This window comes from Streptomyces sp. NBC_00691 (assembly GCF_036226665.1).
In the GTDB taxonomy this organism is placed as follows: domain Bacteria; phylum Actinomycetota; class Actinomycetes; order Streptomycetales; family Streptomycetaceae; genus Streptomyces.
This window is the reverse complement of sequence record NZ_CP109007.1, coordinates 2,852,679-2,869,951: the sequence shown is the minus strand read 5'-3', so window position 1 is coordinate 2,869,951 and position 17,273 is coordinate 2,852,679. Positions and strand designations below refer to the sequence as shown.

General features: G+C 70.0%; 15 protein-coding genes and 2 tRNA genes. 12 read left to right on the top strand and 5 right to left on the bottom strand.

Features of this window, described 5'->3' with window-relative positions:
• Positions 1-9: 9 nt before the first annotated feature.
• Positions 10-603, top strand: a complete 594-nt coding sequence (locus OG392_RS12965; protein WP_329278785.1) for a biotin transporter BioY — start codon at positions 10-12, stop codon at positions 601-603.
• A gap of 93 nt (positions 604-696) precedes the next feature.
• On the opposite strand, the gene OG392_RS12960 is transcribed toward OG392_RS12965, so the two are convergent.
• Positions 697-2,157 carry an amino acid permease gene (locus OG392_RS12960; protein ID WP_329278782.1) on the bottom strand — a complete coding sequence of 487 codons (1,461 nt, stop codon included), beginning with the start codon at positions 2,155-2,157 and terminating at the stop codon, positions 697-699.
• A gap of 196 nt (positions 2,158-2,353) precedes the next feature.
• On the opposite strand from OG392_RS12960, the gene OG392_RS12955 reads away from it, so the two are divergent.
• Positions 2,354-2,848: a ribose-5-phosphate isomerase gene (locus tag OG392_RS12955; protein ID WP_329278780.1), complete on the top strand. Its 495-nt coding sequence runs from the start codon at positions 2,354-2,356 to the stop codon at positions 2,846-2,848.
• Complete coding sequence (locus tag OG392_RS12950) at positions 2,848-3,666, top strand: Fpg/Nei family DNA glycosylase (protein ID WP_329278778.1); 819 nt, start codon at positions 2,848-2,850, stop codon at positions 3,664-3,666. The genes OG392_RS12955 and OG392_RS12950 overlap by 1 nt, the downstream gene beginning before the upstream one ends.
• 54 nt (positions 3,667-3,720) lie before the next feature.
• Here OG392_RS12950 and OG392_RS12945 read toward each other — a convergent pair whose 3' ends face one another.
• Positions 3,721-4,950 (bottom strand): GNAT family N-acetyltransferase, encoded by a 1,230-nt coding sequence (locus OG392_RS12945; RefSeq protein WP_329278777.1) that lies wholly within the window; start codon positions 4,948-4,950, stop codon positions 3,721-3,723.
• Between the two features lie 106 nt (positions 4,951-5,056).
• Between OG392_RS12945 and OG392_RS12940 the strand changes: the two genes are divergently transcribed.
• Together OG392_RS12940 and OG392_RS12935 are read left to right on the top strand one after the other, a co-directional pair.
• Complete coding sequence (locus tag OG392_RS12940) at positions 5,057-6,202, top strand: PP2C family protein-serine/threonine phosphatase (protein WP_329278776.1); 1,146 nt, start codon at positions 5,057-5,059, stop codon at positions 6,200-6,202.
• Positions 6,203-6,357: 155 nt separating this feature from the next.
• Positions 6,358-6,552 carry a hypothetical protein gene (locus OG392_RS12935; RefSeq protein ID WP_015033610.1) on the top strand — a complete coding sequence of 65 codons (195 nt, stop codon included), beginning with the start codon at positions 6,358-6,360 and terminating at the stop codon, positions 6,550-6,552.
• A 43-nt stretch (positions 6,553-6,595) separates the two neighbouring features.
• On the opposite strand, the gene OG392_RS12930 is transcribed toward OG392_RS12935, so the two are convergent.
• Positions 6,596-7,111, bottom strand: coding sequence for an amphi-Trp domain-containing protein (locus OG392_RS12930; protein ID WP_329278773.1), 516 nt, complete (start codon positions 7,109-7,111; stop codon positions 6,596-6,598).
• 163 nt (positions 7,112-7,274) lie between these two features.
• Positions 7,275-7,348: transfer RNA gene (locus tag OG392_RS12925), tRNA-Gly, on the bottom strand.
• A 132-nt stretch (positions 7,349-7,480) separates the two neighbouring features.
• Between OG392_RS12925 and OG392_RS12920 the strand changes: the two genes are divergently transcribed.
• The 5 genes from OG392_RS12920 to clpX all read left to right on the top strand — a co-directional run bounded on the left by OG392_RS12920 (position 7,481) and on the right by clpX (position 12,136).
• Positions 7,481-7,557: transfer RNA gene (locus tag OG392_RS12920), tRNA-Pro, on the top strand.
• A gap of 171 nt (positions 7,558-7,728) precedes the next feature.
• Positions 7,729-9,114 carry a trigger factor gene (tig, locus tag OG392_RS12915; RefSeq protein ID WP_329278771.1) on the top strand — a complete coding sequence of 462 codons (1,386 nt, stop codon included), beginning with the start codon at positions 7,729-7,731 and terminating at the stop codon, positions 9,112-9,114.
• Positions 9,115-9,354: 240 nt separating this feature from the next.
• Positions 9,355-9,972 carry an ATP-dependent Clp protease proteolytic subunit gene (locus OG392_RS12910; RefSeq protein ID WP_329278769.1) on the top strand — a complete coding sequence of 206 codons (618 nt, stop codon included), beginning with the start codon at positions 9,355-9,357 and terminating at the stop codon, positions 9,970-9,972.
• 61 nt (positions 9,973-10,033) lie between these two features.
• Entirely contained in the window at positions 10,034-10,696 is a 663-nt protein-coding gene (locus OG392_RS12905) for an ATP-dependent Clp protease proteolytic subunit (RefSeq protein ID WP_329278767.1), read from the top strand.
• 156 nt (positions 10,697-10,852) lie between these two features.
• Positions 10,853-12,136: an ATP-dependent Clp protease ATP-binding subunit ClpX gene (gene clpX, locus OG392_RS12900; protein WP_024755522.1), complete on the top strand. Its 1,284-nt coding sequence runs from the start codon at positions 10,853-10,855 to the stop codon at positions 12,134-12,136.
• A 66-nt stretch (positions 12,137-12,202) separates the two neighbouring features.
• Here clpX and OG392_RS12895 read toward each other — a convergent pair whose 3' ends face one another.
• Positions 12,203-13,165 carry a hypothetical protein gene (locus OG392_RS12895; RefSeq protein WP_329278764.1) on the bottom strand — a complete coding sequence of 321 codons (963 nt, stop codon included), beginning with the start codon at positions 13,163-13,165 and terminating at the stop codon, positions 12,203-12,205.
• Between the two features lie 138 nt (positions 13,166-13,303).
• Between OG392_RS12895 and OG392_RS12890 the strand changes: the two genes are divergently transcribed.
• A complete protein-coding gene (locus tag OG392_RS12890) occupies positions 13,304-15,925 on the top strand; it encodes a valine--tRNA ligase (protein WP_329278762.1) in 2,622 nt (873 codons plus the stop codon).
• Positions 15,926-16,130: 205 nt separating this feature from the next.
• The gene (locus OG392_RS12885; protein ID WP_329278760.1) at positions 16,131-17,273 is read left to right on the top strand and encodes a sensor histidine kinase; all 1,143 of its coding nucleotides are present in this window, start codon (positions 16,131-16,133) and stop codon (positions 17,271-17,273) included.

Below are 17,273 nucleotides of genomic sequence, written 5' to 3'. Positions count from 1 at the left end.
GGAGTACCGATGAGCACCGCCGCCGCCCCCGTCCGTTCCCTCCGTGCGGGCACCGTCCTCGCCGACCTGCTCCCGGCGAGCCGCACCCGCGACATCGCCCTGGTCCTCGGCGGCGCCGCCCTCACCGGCCTCGCCGCACAGCTCTCCGTCCCGGTCCCCGGCTCGCCGGTCCCGGTCTCCGGCCAGACCTTCGCCGCCCTGCTCGTCGGCACGGTGCTCGGCGCCCGCCGCGGCTTCCTCGCCCTGGCCCTGTACGCGGTGGCGGGCATGGCGGGCGTGCCGTGGTTCGCGCAGGCCTCCTCGGGCTACGGCATGCCGTCGTTCGGCTACGTCCTCGGCATGCTGCTCGCCTCGACCGTCGTCGGCGCCCTCGCCAGCCGCGGCGCGGACCGCTCGGTGCTCCGCACGGCCGGCGCGATGGTGCTGGGCTCCGCGATCATCTACGCGGTCGGCGTGCCGTACCTGGCGCTCGCGACCGGCATGACCTTCGGCCAGGCCGTCGCGGCGGGCCTCACCCCGTTCCTCATCGGCGACGCCCTCAAGGCGGCGCTCGCGATGGGCGTCCTGCCGACCGCGTGGAAGTTCCTCGGCCGCAAGGGCTGAGCCCTCGTCCCGTACGCACGGGACGAGGCGCGGACGAAGAGGGCCCGCCGTTCCCCGGGGAACGGCGGGCCCTCTCGTGCGGGTGCCCCGGTGCTAGACGCGCTCGGAGACCTCCGTGGCGGCCTCCGTCGAGGCCTTCGTGAACCGCTCCTTGACCAGCGCGATCACGATCACGAGCGCGGCCACGAGCAGCGAGAGGACGACCTGCTCACGGGCGCTGCCGCCGTCGTAGAGCATGTAGCCGAGGACGAAGACGATCATGCCGATCGTCGCCCAGGTCAGGTACGGGAAGAGCCACATCTTCACGACGAGCTTCTCCGGCGTCTCGCGCAGGATGATGCCGCGCATCCGGAGCTGGGTCACACAGATGACCAGCCAGACGAAGAGCGCGACCGCGCCGGAGGAGTTCAGCAGGAACGCGAAGACGGTGTCCGGCCACTTGTAGTTGAAGAAGACCGCGACGAAGCCGAAGACGACCGAGCCGAGGATCGCCGCGACCGGCACGCCCCGCTTGTTGACCTTGGCGAAGGCCTTGGGCGCGTCGCCGCGCCGGCCGAGCGAGAAGGCCATGCGGGAGGCGGTGTAGAGGCCCGAGTTCAGGCAGGAGAGCACGGCGGTGAGGACGATCACGTTCATGATCTGACCGGCGTGCGCGATGCCGATGGAGTCGAGGGCGGCGACGTACGAGCCCTTCTCGACGATCGACTTGTCGTTCCACGGCAGCAGGGTCAGGACGATGAAGATCGAGCCCAGGTAGAAGACGCCGATGCGCCAGATGACGCTGTTGGTGGCCTTGGTGACGGCCTTCTGCGGGTTCTCCGACTCGCCGGCGGCCAGGGTGACGATCTCGCTGCCCATGAAGGAGAAGACGACCATCAGCACACCGGTGAGGATCGCTCCCGCACCCATCGGGAAGAAGCCCCCGCTGTCGGTGAGGTGCGCGAATCCGGCGCCCGGGTTGTCCGAGCCGGGCAGCACGCCGAAGACGGCGAGCATGCCGATGACGACGAAGGCGCCGATGGCGACGACCTTGATGCCGGCGAACCAGAACTCGAACTCGCCGTAGGAGGCGACCGAGCCGAGGTTGGTGGCGGTGAGCACCACCATCACGATGAGCGCCCAGCCCCACTGCGGGACGGCCGGGATCCAGCTCTCCAGGATCTTGGCGCCCGCGGTCGCCTCGACGGCGAGCACGACGACCCAGAAGAACCAGTAGAGCCAGCCGATGCTGAATCCGGCCCAGCGGCCGAGCGCGCGGTCGGCGTAGGCGGAGAAGGAGCCGGAGGACGGCCGGGCGGCGGCCATCTCGCCGAGCATCCGCATCACGAAGACGACCATGGCGCCGACGAGAGCGTACGAGAGCAGGATCGCGGGGCCGGCGGCGGCGATGCCGGAGCCGGAGCCGACGAAGAGACCGGCACCGATGACGCCGCCGATGGCGATCATCGACAGGTGGCGGTTCTTGAGACCGGCCTTGAGACCGTCGGAGGAGTGCGGTGCCCCGGGGGTACCGGTCTCCTCGCCGTCCTTCGTCAGGGTCGGTTGCGTGTTCATGAACGCTTCCTTGCGTGTGGGGGGCGCTCGGATCGCGAGCCCGAGCATTGAACACCGGGAACGGGTGTGATCGGAAGACCTCATTCCGGATCGTTGCGCGGACCACTTCGCGAGAGTCGAAGGTCCGTACCAGGCCGGATGAAGGTCCCGACCCCGCTGCCGCCTACCCGGCCCCCGACATGCCACACTCGGTTTCATGCGCGTCTACATCGGTTCCGACCACGCCGGCTTTGAACTCAAGAACCACCTCGTCGAGTGGCTCACGGCACACGGCCACGAGCCCGTCGACTGCGGTCCCCACATCTACGACGCCCTGGACGACTACCCGCCGTTCTGCCTGCGCGCCGCCGAGAAGACGGCCGCGGACGCGGACAGCCTGGGCATCGTCATCGGCGGTTCGGGCAACGGCGAGCAGATCGCCGCGAACAAGGTGAAGGGGGTGCGCGCCGCCCTCGCCTGGAGCGAGCAGACCGCCGCCCTCGGCCGCGAGCACAACAACGCCAACGTGATCTCCGTCGGCGGCCGGATGCACACCCGGGAAGAGGCGACCAAGTTCGTCGAGATCTTCCTCAGCACCCCGTACACCGGTGACGAGCGTCACACCCGCCGGATCGACATGCTCACCGCGTACGAGAACACCGGCGAGCTCCCCCCGATCCCGGCGCACCACCCGCAGGAGCCGACCGCCTGATGCCCGAGGGGCACACGATCCACCGACTGGCCGCCGACCACCGGGAACGGTTCGGCGGCCGGTCCGTGCGGGTGACCAGCCCGCAGGGCAGGTTCACGGACTCCGCGGCACTGCTCGACGGCACCGTCCTCGACACCACCGAGGCCCACGGCAAGCACCTCTTCCTCGGCTTCGCCGGCATGGGCTGGGTGCACATCCACCTCGGCCTCTTCGGCAAGGTGACCTTCGGGGACACCACCGACGCGCCGGCCCCGCCGCCCACCGACACGGTCCGGCTGCGCCTCGCGAACCCTCTGTCGTACGTCGACCTCCGCGGCCCCACCACGTGCGCGCTGATCACGGACGCCGAGAAGCGGGCGATACACGACCGCCTCGGCCCGGACCCGCTCCGCGACGGCGACGACCCCGACCGGGCCTGGCACCGCGTCTCGAAGTCCCGCACCACGATCGCCGCCCTGCTCATGGACCAGAAGGTCATCGCCGGCGTCGGCAACGTCTACCGCGCCGAGGTCCTCTTCCGGCACGGCATCGACCCCTACCGCGCGGGCAAGGACCTGACGCGCCGGGAATGGGACGCGATCTGGACGGACCTGGTGGAGCTCATGCGCGAGGGCGTCCGCCTCAACCGCATCGACACGGTCCGCCCCGAGCACACGCCCGAGGCGATGAACCGCCCGCCGCGCCTGGACGACCACGGCGGAGAGGTGTACGTCTACCGCCGCGCCCACCTGCCGTGCCACCTCTGCGGAGGCGAGATCCGCACCGCCGACCTCGCCGCCCGCAACCTCTTCTGGTGCCCGGGCTGTCAGCCGAGCTAGCGGGCGCGCCCCCGCCGGAAGCCGCGCGGCAGCGCTAGAACCCGTGCGGGAGCGCTAGAACCCGTGCGGCAGCCACGGCGCGACCGGCGACCCGAACGCCACCGAGGCTTCCACCAGGGCCCCCTCCCGCAGCTCCCGCACCCGACCGGCTCCCGCCAGCGACGCCAGCGAGATCCCGCCCAGATACGCGGCGCCCAACTCCCGTACGGACAACGCCAGATCCGCAGGATCCGAGGTCCGGACGCAGGTCGCGCCCTTCTGGTCGCCGGCCAGCCGCCACCGCCCCTCGTTCCACGGGCAGAACGCGTCCTCGACCTCGAACACCACGTCGACCGGCGCCTGGTACGTCCGCGCCTCCAGGGCCGCCCCGACCTCCACCAGCCGCAGATGCAGCGCGTCCCGCAGATGCGGCGCGCAGCGCCGGATGTCGCTCACCAGGTGCTGCCAGCCGTCGTCCACCGGCCGGCCGAGGATCCGCACCTCCGACGTCAGGTCCACCGAGCAGAGGAACCGCCACAGCGCCGCCTCCGCCACCGGGTCGAGACCGAACAGCCGGTGCACGGTCACCACGCCCGCGGAGCCCGTGAACGACCAGTCGGGCTTGATCGTGTAGTGCGCGTACCCCACGACCTCCCCGTCCCGCTCGGCCAGCACGCAGAGCCGCGCCGACGCCCCCTCCCGGTCGGCCGCCGGGTCGAGCAGCGCGAGACGCTCCCAGCCGGGCATCGTGGCGAGCATGCCCGGCCGCGTCGGCACGAGGCGCGCGTACACGTCCTCGCACACCGCCGAGGACCCGGTGAGATCGGCCTGCCGGATCCGCACCCCGTCCGTACCCTCCGGCACCGTGAGCCGTACCCGCGTCGTGTCGATCGTCGCCCGCGCCGTGTACGCGGTGACGCCGTACCCGAACCTCCCGTAGATCTCCGGCTCCGACGCCGTCAGCACCGCGATCGACTCCCCGGCGGCCCGCAGGTCGTCGAGCTGGCGCCGCATCATCGAGGTGAGGATCCCGCGCCGGCGGTGCGTCCCCGCCACGCTCACCATCGTCACCCCGCCCGCCGGCACCGACGCCCCGCCCGGCACCGTGACCCGGAACGAGAAGGCGCCCGCCGTACCGACGCACAGGTCACCGTCCCAAACCCCCAGGGAACGGTCGAACTCGGTCAGGTCGCGCCACAACTGCCGTTCCTCCGGCGCCTCGGGCACACCCCCGAAGGCGAGTTCGAGGACCCCGTACCAGCGGTCCCACTCGGTCGGGTCGAGAACCCGCAGTTCAGTAGTCATATGCCATCGATATCAGCGGCGCCCGCCCGGGGCGACCCGATTTCACGCACATTGTCACAGGGGTACCCCTGCGCGATGTCGGACGGGATGGATAGGGTCCAGGCCAATGGGACACCGCGGCGGAGTGAAGACGTACGCGGCCCGGCTGCGCCGACGCGCCCGCCGGGCCCGCATCGCGCTGCGCAGATCCGGCGTCGACTACTTCCGCGGGGACGGCTCCGACTGGCTCGCCTTCGCCGGACTCCTGCTGATGATTCCGGCCATCGCCTTCGGAACGATCCTCGACCCCGTCTGGTGCGCACCCGCCGCCCTCGTGCTGCCGATCGTGGCCGGCGGACTGCTGCTGCGCCCCGCGAGCCTGCTCGGTCTGTACGCGGCCGCCGCCGGCGCCCTCATCGTCGAGTCCATCGTCCTCGGCCCTTACAACCAGGGCCCCGCGCGCGTGACCCCCGGCACCGTCCTGGTCGTCGCCGCCTGCGGACTCTTCGGACTGCTCATCGCCCAGTTCCGGGCCCGGGTCGGAGTGCCCTGGCGGCGCGGCGGCACCATGCTCTTCGACCTCCGCGAGCGCATCCGCGTCCAGAGCGCCCTGCCCCGCCTCCCGCAGGGCTGGCACCGCGAGATGGCCCTGCGCCCGGCCGGCGGCCAGTCGTTCTCCGGCGACTTCGTCGTCGCCGCCCGCACCCACGGCGGCCGCACCCTGGAGGTCGTCCTCACCGATGTCTCCGGCAAGGGCATGGACGCGGCCTCCCGCTCCCTGCTGCTCTCCGGCGCCTTCGGCGGACTCCTCGGCTCGCTCCCGCCGCACGGCTTCCTGCCCGCGGCCAACGGCTATCTCCTCCGCCAGAACTGGGACGAGGGCTTCGCCACCTCCATCCACCTCGTCCTGGACCTGGAGTCCGGCGACTACGAACTCTTCTCCGCCGGCCACCTGCCCGCCCTCCAGCTGCACGCGGGCAGCGGGCGCTGGGAGGAGAAGGCGGCCGACGGGCCGCTGCTCGGTGTCTACGACGGAGCCGAGTTCCATCCGGACAAGGGCTCCCTGCGCCCCGGTGACGTCCTCATGCTCTTCACCGACGGCCTCGTCGAGGCCGCCGACCGGGACATCGCCGAGGGCATCGACCGCCTCACCGGCGAGGCCGACCGCTGCGTCGTGGAGGGCTTCGACGGCGTCGCCTGGGACCTGATCGAGGCCGTCGCCAAGGACGTCAACGACGACCGGGCCCTGCTGCTCATCTCCCGCCGCTCCTGACCCGCGCCCCCGAGGCGACGTGATCCTGTTCACGACGATTCGTCACCAGGCAGCGGGGGCAGGGGGGTTGGTGGCACCATGGAGGCAGCGGGGGGTGTTCCGGGACACGGGCTCCCTGGTGGGCAAGGCGGGACCGACCAAGGGTGTGATCAGTTGTGGCCATTTCACTGTCTGTGGTGTTGCTGTTGGCAATCATCCTGGTAGTGCTGATCCGAGGGGGGAACCTCAAGGGCGGCCCGGCCGTGGTCGCCGTCCTCTTCGGCTTCTTCCTCGCCTCCACCGGCATGGCGGACGACATCCAGCGCTTCCTGGACTCGATAACGCAGACGGTCGCCTCGATAAAGTTCTGAGCCGAGGTCCCGAACCGACTTCGGGGAGCCGCCGGGACCTGCCTCAGGCCTCTGCGGTCGCGGTGGTCCTCGCCGCCGCCCGCTTCGTCCGCCGGCCGCCACCGGAGGCCGACGCGGGACCGGCCGCCGCCTTGCGCGACGCCCGCTTCGCCGGCGCGGCCGCCTCGGCGGTCTTCGCCGTCCTCGCCGCCGTGGTCTTCTTCGACGCCCGCGCGGGCGTGCTCTTCGACGCCGCGGTCTCCGCCGACTCTTCGTCCTCGGGGTCCGCGGCCTTCGCAGGTGCGCTCCTCGCCGACTCGGCCGGCTTCGAGGGCGCGCTCCTCCGGGCGCGGCCCGTCGGCCACGTGAACTCGATCTCCAGCTCGATCTCCCCGTCCGACACCTCGAATTCCAGCTCGCAGCGGAGCTCGTCGGGGATGCGCATGGTCAGCGTGGTTCCCGCCCCCAGCTCCAGGTCGGCCTCCCCGCCCTTGCGCAGGGCGTCGGCCAGGGCGGTCAGCTGATCCGCCGCCTCGGCACGGGACAACGAGCGCTTCTGCTCGAACTTCAGGTCCTTCATGGACGGCCTCCGGTGCGGAGAAGGACGGGGCGTGATCTCAGCCCAGTCTGCGGCCGTCCGCCCGACCCGGCATCTCGCGCGGTCCCGGGGGTGTCCCGGGCGGCCCGTGGAACGCCTTCGGGGCCGGTCAGGAGAAGACTTCTCCTGACCGGCCCCGAAGGTATGGAGCGGGTGACGGGAATCGAACCCGCGTAGCTAGTTTGGAAGACTAGTGCTCTACCATTGAGCTACACCCGCACAGCATCGCGCCGCAGGTCACGAGGACCGCGGCACGAAGAGCATGGTAGCGGTTCGGGGGCCCTTCGTGCACACCCCGAAATCAGGGGGCGCCGGACAGTCCCCGTCCATGTACCCTACGTGTCGCACCGACGGGGTGTGGCGCAGCTTGGTAGCGCGTCCGCTTTGGGAGCGGAAGGCCGTGGGTTCAAATCCCGCCACCCCGACCATGACGATCACGCGCACAGCTGGCGCGCTCTTGATCACGTTGTGGGCGTCATCCCGCTTGCGGTTACTATGCAAGCTGCGTGCCCGTGTGTCTTTCTGACCGGGCCGACCCGCCGGAACCGCTACACGCGGCGACGGTGGATTCCAGGAATCAGCCACAAGGAGACCGAACCGTGAAGAGCGCCGTGGAGACCCTGAACCCGACCCGGGTTCGGCTCACTGTCGAGGTGCCCTTCGAGGAGCTCAAGGACAGCCTCGACGCGGCGTACAAGAAGATCAACCAGCAGGTCACGGTCAAGGGCTTCCGTAAGGGCAAGATCCCGGCTCGCGTGATCGACCAGCGGTTCGGCCGCGGCGCCGTGCTGGAAGAGGCCGTCAACGACGCGCTCCCGAAGTTCTACACCGAGGCCGTCAACGAGGCCGAGGTCAACCCGCTCGGCCAGCCCGAGGTCGACATCACCGAGCTGAAGGACGGCGAACTGCTGGCCTTCACCGCCGAGGTCGACATCCGCCCGACGCTCGAGATCCCGGACTACTCCGGCATCGAGGTCACCGTCGACGCGGTCGAGGTCACCGACGAGGACGTCGAGAAGTCCGTGGAGCAGCTCCGTGAGCGCTTCGCCTCGACCTCCGCCGTCGAGCGCGCCGCCCAGGACGGCGACGTCGTCACCATCGACCTCGAGGCCAAGGTCGACGGCGAGGTCCTGCCCGACGGTGTCGCGAGCGACGTCTCGTACACCATCGGCTCGGGCGAGCTGCTCGACGGCATCGACGAGGCCCTCAAGGGCCTGGAGGCCGGCGGCGAGGCCACCTTCACCTCGCAGCTGAAGGGCGGCTCCGCCGAGGGCAAGGACGCGGAGGTCACCGTCAAGGTCACCACCGTCTCCGCCCGTGAGCTCCCCGAGCTCGACGACGAGTTCGCGCAGATGGCGTCGGAGTTCGACACCCTCGACGAGCTCAAGGCCGACAGCCGCAAGCGCCTCGAGAACATGAAGCAGTTCGACCAGGCCACCCAGGCCCAGGAGCGCGTCCTCGACGAGCTCCTCAAGCTGGTCGAGGTCCCGATGCCCGAGAAGCTTCTCGAGGACGAGATCAACACCCGCAAGCACAACCTGGAGCACCACCAGCTCGGCCAGATGGGCCTCGACCTCGCCAAGTACCTGGAGATCCAGGGCAAGACCGAGGAAGAGTTCCTGGCCGAGACCAAGGAGCAGGCCGAGAAGGGCATCAAGACGCAGTTCATCCTCGATGAGCTCGTCAACAAGGAGAAGCTCGACGTCTCCCGCGAGGAGCTCACCGAGCACCTGTTCCGCCGTGCCGCCTCCTCCGGCATGAGCCCGGACCAGTTCGCCCAGGCCGTGGCCGAGGGCGGCCAGGTTCCGATGCTCGTCGGCGAGGTCGCCCGCGGCAAGGCCCTCGCGGTCGTCGTCGAGGCCGCCAAGGTCCTCGACAGCAACGGTGAGGTCGTCGACCTCTCCGACGACGAGGACGAGGTCGAGGCCGCCGCGGAGGCCGTCGAGGCCGTCACCGGCGAGGCCGAGGTCTCCGAGGACAAGTAAGGGGCCCTCCGCCCCGCGCGGACCCCGCTCCACGGGCCCGTACGCACTCCAGTGCGTACGGGCCCGTGGACGTACGAGGACCCGGCCACGCGCCCCCAACTACCTTGCGCTCCCAGCGAACAGTTCGGGAACCGGGATGGCGTTGTCCTACCTGCGCGTTAGGGTCCATGAAGAGAGGGCAGTGCCCTCGGTACGAGACGCTGAGACGGCCTTGGCCGTCGGAGACGAGCAGGTGGATACGTGACGAATCTGAAGCCTTACGCCGCGGGTGAGCCGTCCATCGGTGGCGGCCTCGGCGACCATGTCTACAACCGGCTGCTCGGCGAGCGGATCGTCTTCCTCGGCCAGCAGGTCGACGACGAGATCGCCAACAAGATCACCGCTCAGATGCTCCTCCTGGCCGCCGAGCCGGACAAGGACATCTTCCTGTACATCAACAGCCCCGGCGGCTCGGTGACGGCCGGCATGGCGGTCTACGACACCATGCAGTTCATCCCGAACGACGTCGTCACCATCGGTATGGGCATGGCGGCCTCCATGGGCCAGTTCCTGCTCACCGCCGGTGCCCCCGGCAAGCGCTTCGCGCTGCCGAACACCGACATCCTGATGCACCAGGGCTCCGCCGGCATCGGCGGCACCGCATCCGACATCAAGATCCAGGCCGAGTACCTGCTCCGCACGAAGAAGCGGATGGCCGAGATCACCGCGCAGCACTCCGGTCAGACCGTCGAGGCGATCATCCGCGACGGTGACCGCGACCGCTGGTTCACCGCGGACGAGGCCAAGGAGTACGGCCTCATCGACGACATCATCACGCACGCCGCAGGTGTTCCGGGCGGCGGCGGCACGGGCGCCTGAGCCCGTCCGCCCGCCCAAGATCCCCAGCCCACCGAACGCCACCAGGACGGTGAACACCCAGATGCAGAACAACCTCTCCGCGAGCGGCCTCTACACCGGCGCGCCGATGGACAACCGCTACGTCGTGCCGCGCTTCGTCGAGCGCACCTCGCAGGGCATCCGCGAGTACGACCCGTACGCCAAGCTCTTCGAAGAGCGCGTGATCTTCCTCGGCGTGCAGATCGACGACGCCTCGGCCAACGACGTCATGGCGCAGCTCCTGTGCCTGGAGTCGATGGACCCGGACCGCGACATCTCCATCTACATCAACAGCCCCGGTGGCTCCTTCACCGCGCTGACGGCGATCTACGACACGATGCAGTTCGTGAAGCCGGACATCCAGACGGTCTGCATGGGCCAGGCGGCCTCCGCCGCGGCCGTGCTGCTCGCGGCCGGCACCCCCGGCAAGCGGATGGCCCTGCCGAACGCCCGCGTGCTGATCCACCAGCCGTCCGGCGGCACCGGCCGTGAGCAGCTCTCCGACCTGGAGATCGCCGCCCGCGAGATCCTGCGCATGCGCACCCAGCTCGAGGAGATGCTGGCCAAGCACTCCTCGACGCCGATCGAGAAGATCCGCGACGACATCGAGCGTGACAAGATCCTCACGGCCGAGGACGCCCTGGCGTACGGCCTCGTGGACCAGATCGTCTCGACCCGTAAGAGCACGGCAGCCGCGGCACACTGACGCCCGACCTTCCCGTGGCACGGTACGCGTGGCCGAATCCCGACCATGTGAACCGTGCCAAGGGGGGCCCGAACGGGGGGCCCGGCAAGGTACCGTCGAATATGAGGCACCAGGAGTCGCTGAACCAAGCGCTCCCAGGCGAAGGGGAAGCACCTCGTGGCACGCATCGGTGATGGCGGCGACCTGCTCAAGTGCTCGTTCTGCGGAAAGAGCCAGAAGCAGGTGAAGAAGCTCATCGCGGGACCCGGTGTGTACATCTGCGACGAGTGCATCGACCTCTGCAACGAGATCATCGAGGAAGAACTCGCGGAGACGAGCGAGGTGCGCTGGGAGGAACTCCCCAAGCCCCGCGAGATCTACGAGTTCCTCGAGGGGTACGTCGTCGGGCAGGAGCCCGCGAAGAAGGCCCTCTCGGTCGCGGTGTACAACCACTACAAGCGCGTCCAGGCCGGCGAGAACGGCGGCGGCGCGGGTCGGGACGACGCCATCGAGCTGGCGAAGTCCAACATTCTGCTGCTGGGCCCCACGGGCTCCGGCAAGACGCTCCTGGCCCAGACGCTGGCGCGCATGCTCAACGTTCCGTTCGCCATCGCCGACGCGACGGCGCTGACGGAGGCCGGCTATGTCGGCGAGGACGTCGAGAACATCCTGCTCAAGCTGATCCAGGCGGCCGACTACGACGTCAAGAAGGCCGAGACCGGGATCATCTACATCGACGAGATCGACAAGGTCGCCCGTAAGAGCGAAAACCCGTCGATCACCCGCGATGTCTCCGGCGAGGGCGTGCAGCAGGCCCTTCTGAAGATCCTGGAAGGGACGACGGCCTCGGTTCCCCCGCAAGGCGGCCGAAAGCACCCCCACCAGGAGTTCATCCAGATCGACACGACGAACGTGCTCTTCATCGTGGGCGGCGCCTTTGCCGGCCTGGAGAAGATCATCGAGTCGCGGGCGGGCGCCAAGGGCATCGGCTTCGGGGCGACCATCCGCTCCAAGCGCGAGATCGAGGCGAGCGACCAGTTCCAGGAGGTCATGCCGGAGGACCTGGTGAAGTTCGGGATGATCCCCGAGTTCATCGGCCGCCTCCCCGTCCTCACCTCCGTCCACAACCTGGACCGCGAGGCGCTCCTCCAGATCCTGGTGGAGCCGCGGAACGCCCTGGTGAAGCAGTACCAGCGCCTCTTCGAACTCGACGGCGTGGAGCTGGACTTCGACCGCCCGGCCCTGGAGGCCATCGCCGACCAGGCGATCCTCCGCGGCACCGGCGCGCGAGGCCTGCGGGCGATCATGGAGGAGGTCCTCCAGTCGGTGATGTACGAGGTCCCGTCCCGCAAGGACGTGGCCCGGGTGGTCATCACGGCGGACGTCGTCCGCAACAACGTGAACCCGACGCTGGTCCCACGGATCGTGAAGAACGACGGCAGGCACGAGAAGTCGGCCTGACGCCGAGAACGACCGAAGGGGGTCCCGCCCGAGGCGGGACCCCCTTCGTCATGTGCGGCGAACCGGTCAGAGCTTGACGCGGATCTCCTTGCGGAGCTTGGCGGAGGTGGCGGCGGCGTCCTCGGTCGAGGTGCTCTTGCCGGCCATCAGATCGGCGAGGTTCATGGGCATGACGTACCCCAGCGTGCTGTGGTCGCTCCAGATGCAGACCGGGATGACGATCTCCTTGGGGCCGAGCCCGCCGGTCTCGGCTCCGGTGTCCGTCTTCTGCTTGATCTCCTGGCACTTCAGGAGCGCTCCGTCGAGCCCCTCGGGCGTGAACTCCTTCGGGTCGCCGACCAGCTGGGTCTTGCCGTCCTTCTCCTTCGCGGCCTCGGCCCGCATGTTCGCGAAGATGGCGTCGAGGGTCTTCTCCGGGTCGTCGATCTGGCCGTACGCGCCGCCGAACTGCAGGAGCTTGGCGCCCAGCGGGTTGGCGTCGTTCTTGACCTCCCACGAAGCGGAGACGCGCTGCGGGTTCTTCATGCCGAACTTCTCGGCGTCCTTGACGAAGTCGTCGTCGTCGCTCTGGGAGCCCTTGCCGGCGGACTTCTTGTACTCGCCCAGCACCGTCTCCGGCGTCGTCAGCTTGTGCGGGCCGTCGTCCGCGACCGAGGCGCCGCCGCCCCCGCCCAGGACGAAGTACGCGCCCACGCCGATCGCCGCCACCACCGCGACGGCGCCGATGATCCAGCCCGTCTTCGACTTCTTCGGGGCCGGGGGGTGGGGGACGTAGCCGCCGGGGCCCTGGGGGGCGCCGTACGGGGGCTGCTGGCCGTAGGGGCCGGGCTGCTGGGGCTGCTGCGGGTAGCCGTACGGCGGCTGCTGCGGCGGAACGCCCTGCGGGGCCTGCTGGGGGTAGCCGTAACCGGGCTGCGCGCCGTACGGTCCCGGCTGCTGCGGCTGCTGCCCGTACGGGCCCGGCTGCTGGCCGTAGGGCCCGGGCTGCTGCGGCTGCTGGCCGTACGGGCCCGGCTGGTTGTAGCTCATCGACAGGTTCCCCTCACAGGATGTTTATGCCTACCGAACATCCTGGCGGAACCGCCGGCGCGGAAGTGCGGCGGGGCCCACACCGTTACCGAACCAAAGCGTTTCGGGACAGGGCGAGGACACCCCTAAACTGGGCCCGTGACCGAGAACACTCAGCAGCAGACAGCGCCCACCACCGAACTGCCGACCACGTACGCGCCGGCCGAGGTAGAGGGGCCGCTGTACGAGCGCTGGGTAGAGCGCGGCTACTTCGAGGCGGACGCGAAGAGCGAGAAGCCCGCGTACACGATCGTCATCCCGCCGCCGAACGTCACGGGCTCGCTCCACCTGGGCCACGCCTTCGAGCACACGCTGATCGACGCCCTCACCCGCCGCAAGCGCATGCAGGGCTTCGAGACGCTGTGGCAGCCCGGCATGGACCACGCCGGCATCGCCACCCAGAACGTCGTCGAGCGCGAGCTCGCCAAGGAGGGCAAGTCCCGCCACGACCTGGGCCGCGAGGCCTTCGTCGAGCGCGTCTGGGAGTGGAAGGCCGAGTCCGGCGGGCAGATCGCCGGCCAGATGCGGCGCCTCGGCGAGGGCCTGGCGTGGAGCCGGGACCGCTTCACCATGGACGAGGGTCTCTCCCGCGCCGTCCAGACCGTCTTCAAGAAGATGTTCGACGACGGCCTGATCTACCGCGCCGAGCGCATCATCAACTGGTGCCCGCGCTGTCTGACGGCCATCTCCGACATCGAGGTCGACTACCAGGACGACGACGGCGAGCTCGTCTCCATGAAGTACGGCGAGGGCGACGACACCATCGTCGTCGCGACGACCCGCGCGGAGACGATGCTCGGTGACACCGCCGTCGCCGTCCACCCCGACGACGAGCGCTACGCCCATCTGATCGGCAAGCAGATCAAGCTGCCGTTGACGGACCGGACCATCCCGGTCGTCGCCGACACGCACGTCGACCCGGAGTTCGGCACCGGCGCCGTCAAGGTGACCCCGGCGCACGACCCGAACGACTTCGCCATCGGCCAGCGCCACGACCTCGAGTCCATCGAGGTCCTCGACGAGCGCGGTGTCATCACCGTCCACGGCCCCTTCCAGGGCCTGGACCGCTTCGAGGCGCGCTCCGCGATCGTCGCCGCCCTGAGGGCCGAAGGCCGGATCGTGGCGGAGAAGCGCCCGTACGTCCACTCCGTCGGCCACTGCTCGCGCTGCAAGACGACGCTGGAGCCGCGTCTGTCGCTGCAGTGGTGGGTCAAGGTCGAGACCCTCGCCAAGGCCGCGGGTGACGCGGTCCGTGACGGCCGGGTCGACATCCACCCGGCCGACATGTCGCAGCGGTACTTCGACTGGGTCGACAACCTCAACGACTGGTGCATCTCGCGCCAGCTGTGGTGGGGCCACCGCATCCCCGTCTGGCACGGTCCCGACGGCGAGCTGGTCTGCGTCGGTCCCGACGAGGAGCCGCCCACGGGCGAGGGCTGGACGCAGGACACCGACGTCCTCGACACGTGGTTCTCGTCCGGCCTGTGGCCGTTCTCCACGCTCGGCTGGCCGGAGAAGACCCCGGACCTGGACAAGTTCTATCCGAACTCCGTCCTGGTCACCGGCTACGACCTGATGTTCTTCTGGGTCGCCCGGATGATGATGTTCGGTCTGTACGCGATGGACGGCCAGCCGCCGTTCCGCACCATCGCGTTCCACGGAATGGTCCGTGACGAGTTCGGCAAGAAGATGTCGAAGTCCTTCGGGAACACGGTCAACCCGCTGGACTGGATGGACAAGTACGGCTCCGACGCCCTGCGTTTCACCCTGGCCAAGGGCGCCAACCCGGGCGTCGACGTCCCGATCGGCGAGGACTGGGTCCAGGCGTCCCGGAACTTCGCCAACAAGATCTGGAACGCGACCCGTTTCGCGATGATGAACGGCGCCACGATCGAGGGCCCGCTGCCGGACCCGTCCGCCATGTCGGCGACCGACCGCTGGATCCTGTCCCGGCTCAACGAGACCGTCGCGCAGGCCGACGCGTACTACGAGGACTACCAGTTCGCGAAGCTCGCCGACACCCTCTACCACTTCGCGTGGGACGAGGTCTTCGCCTGGTACGTCGAGCTGTCGAAGACCACGTTCTTCGCCGGCGGCGAGGGCGCCAAGGTCTCCGGACGGGTCCTCGGCGAGGTCCTGGACGTCATGCTGCGGCTGCTGCACCCGATCGTCCCCTTCGTCACCGACACCCTGTGGACCACCCTCACCGGCGGTGAGTCCCTGGTGATCGCCGACTGGCCGAAGGACAGCGGCTTCCGCGACAAGGCCGCCGAGCAGGAGATCGAGCTCGTCCAGCGGGTCGTCACCGAGGTCCGCCGCTTCCGCAAGGAGCAGGGCCTCCAGGACGCCCAGAAGGTGCCGGCCCGCCTCACCGTCGACGGCACCGCGCTCGTCGCGCACGAGGCCGCCATCCGCCAGATCCTGCGCCTCCAGCCGGAGGGCGAGGGCTTCGCCGCCACCGCCTCCCTGCCGGTCGCCGGCGCCACGGTCGCGCTCGACCTGTCGGGCACGATCGACGTGGCCGCCGAGCGCAAGCGTCTCGCGAAGGACCTCGCGGCCGCCGAGAAGGAGAAGGCCCAGGCGAACGGGAAGCTCGGCAACGAGGCGTTCCTCGCCAAGGCCCCGGACAACGTGGTCGACAAGATCCGCGGCCGCCTCGCCAAGGCGGACGAGGACATCGCCCGCATCGAGGCCCAGCTGGCGAGCCTGCCGCAGGCCTAGCACGGCATGACGAAGGGGCCCGGAACCGTGACACGGTTCCGGGCCCCTTCGTCATGCGCCGTCCCGTACGCCTCGGGGCCCTGTGGCCACCGGGCCCACGCCCGCCGTCCCCACAGACAGGAAAAGGGACGAAGTGCCCGATCTCACATCAGACGGGACTTCAGGTCCACGTCGTCGGGACGAAAGACCTTGGATGATGGAAGGCATGCTCCGCCTCCCCACCGTCCCCGCGCTCCGCCGACGCGTGGACCGGTGTGCGGTCTCGTCCCGCGCCCTCGACGTCGTCGCCGCGCTCAGCGCCTTCGGCCTCATGTGCCTGGACGTGCCGGGGCTCGCCCGCGCCGACAACTCCCTGACCGGCGTCACCGCCACCCTGGTCCTCGCGGCCGGCGCCGCCACCCTGGTGCTCCGCCGCCGGCTGCCCTGGGTGCCGTACCTGGTGGCGCTGGGGCTGATGCGCTGGCTGCACGAACTGACCATGATCCAGTTCGCGCTGTACTCGATCGGCCGGTACCGGGGCCGGCGCGCCGCCGTCCTCGCCACCCTGCTGTACGTCGCCGTCGCCTACGGCCTCTTCCTGACGCCCGGCTGGCCGGCCCGGCACGGCGACACCCTCAGCGACTTCCTGAGCCTGGTGGTCCCGATCGGGGTCCTCGCCGCGGGCGTCGGCATCGCCGCGTACCGGCAGGACCTGGTCCGGGCTCTGGAGGCCCAGCGGCGCGAGGCGGCCGCCCGGCAGGCGGTCCAGGAGGAGCGGATCTCCGTCGGCCGGGACGTCCACGACCTGGTCGGCCGTGAGCTGACCGTGCTCGCGGTGCGGGCCGAGGTCCTCGCCGTACGGGCCAGGGGAGAGGCCCACCGGAAGGACTTCGAGGAGCTCGCGGACACCGCCCGGCGCGCCCACCTCATGCTCAACGAGACGATCGTGCGCCGCGCCGACCGGGACGCCGCCACCCCCGGCCTCGAAGGGCTCGCCGAACTCGCCCGGGAGAGCGAGCGGATGGGCAGCGCCGTCGAGCTGACCGTGGCCGCGGAGGCCAAGGCCCTCTCGCCGCTGCGGCAGGCGGCCGTCCACCGGGTCGTACGGGAGTGCCTGACGAACGCGGCGAAGCACGCCCCCGGGCTGCCCGTGACGGTCGCGATCACGGTGGAGGGCCCCGATCTGCGCATCGAGGTCCGCAACCCGCTGCCGAGGACCCCGCCGGACCCGGCCCCGGTCTCCACCGGCACGGGGCTCTTCTCGATGGAGGAGCGGGTCACCAGCATGGGCGGCACCCTGAAGGCCCGCCGACAGGGCGGCGGATACGCGGTGACGGCCCTCCTCCCGACAGGCCTCACCACCCGCTGA

Bases quoted from the DNA above. Each gene is read 5' to 3' on its own strand.
- OG392_RS12965 (WP_329278785.1), top strand. From the start codon at position 10: ATGAGCACCGCCGCCGCCCCCGTCCGTTCCCTCCGTGCGGGCACCGTC.
- OG392_RS12960 (WP_329278782.1), bottom strand. From the start codon at position 2,157: ATGAACACGCAACCGACCCTGACGAAGGACGGCGAGGAGACCGGTACC.
- OG392_RS12955 (WP_329278780.1), top strand. From the start codon at position 2,354: ATGCGCGTCTACATCGGTTCCGACCACGCCGGCTTTGAACTCAAGAAC.
- OG392_RS12950 (WP_329278778.1), top strand. From the start codon at position 2,848: ATGCCCGAGGGGCACACGATCCACCGACTGGCCGCCGACCACCGGGAA.
- OG392_RS12945 (WP_329278777.1), bottom strand. From the start codon at position 4,950: ATGACTACTGAACTGCGGGTTCTCGACCCGACCGAGTGGGACCGCTGG.
- OG392_RS12940 (WP_329278776.1), top strand. From the start codon at position 5,057: ATGGGACACCGCGGCGGAGTGAAGACGTACGCGGCCCGGCTGCGCCGA.
- OG392_RS12930 (WP_329278773.1), bottom strand. From the start codon at position 7,111: ATGAAGGACCTGAAGTTCGAGCAGAAGCGCTCGTTGTCCCGTGCCGAG.
- OG392_RS12905 (WP_329278767.1), top strand. From the start codon at position 10,034: ATGCAGAACAACCTCTCCGCGAGCGGCCTCTACACCGGCGCGCCGATG.
- OG392_RS12895 (WP_329278764.1), bottom strand. From the start codon at position 13,165: ATGAGCTACAACCAGCCGGGCCCGTACGGCCAGCAGCCGCAGCAGCCC.
- OG392_RS12885 (WP_329278760.1), top strand. From the start codon at position 16,131: ATGCTCCGCCTCCCCACCGTCCCCGCGCTCCGCCGACGCGTGGACCGG.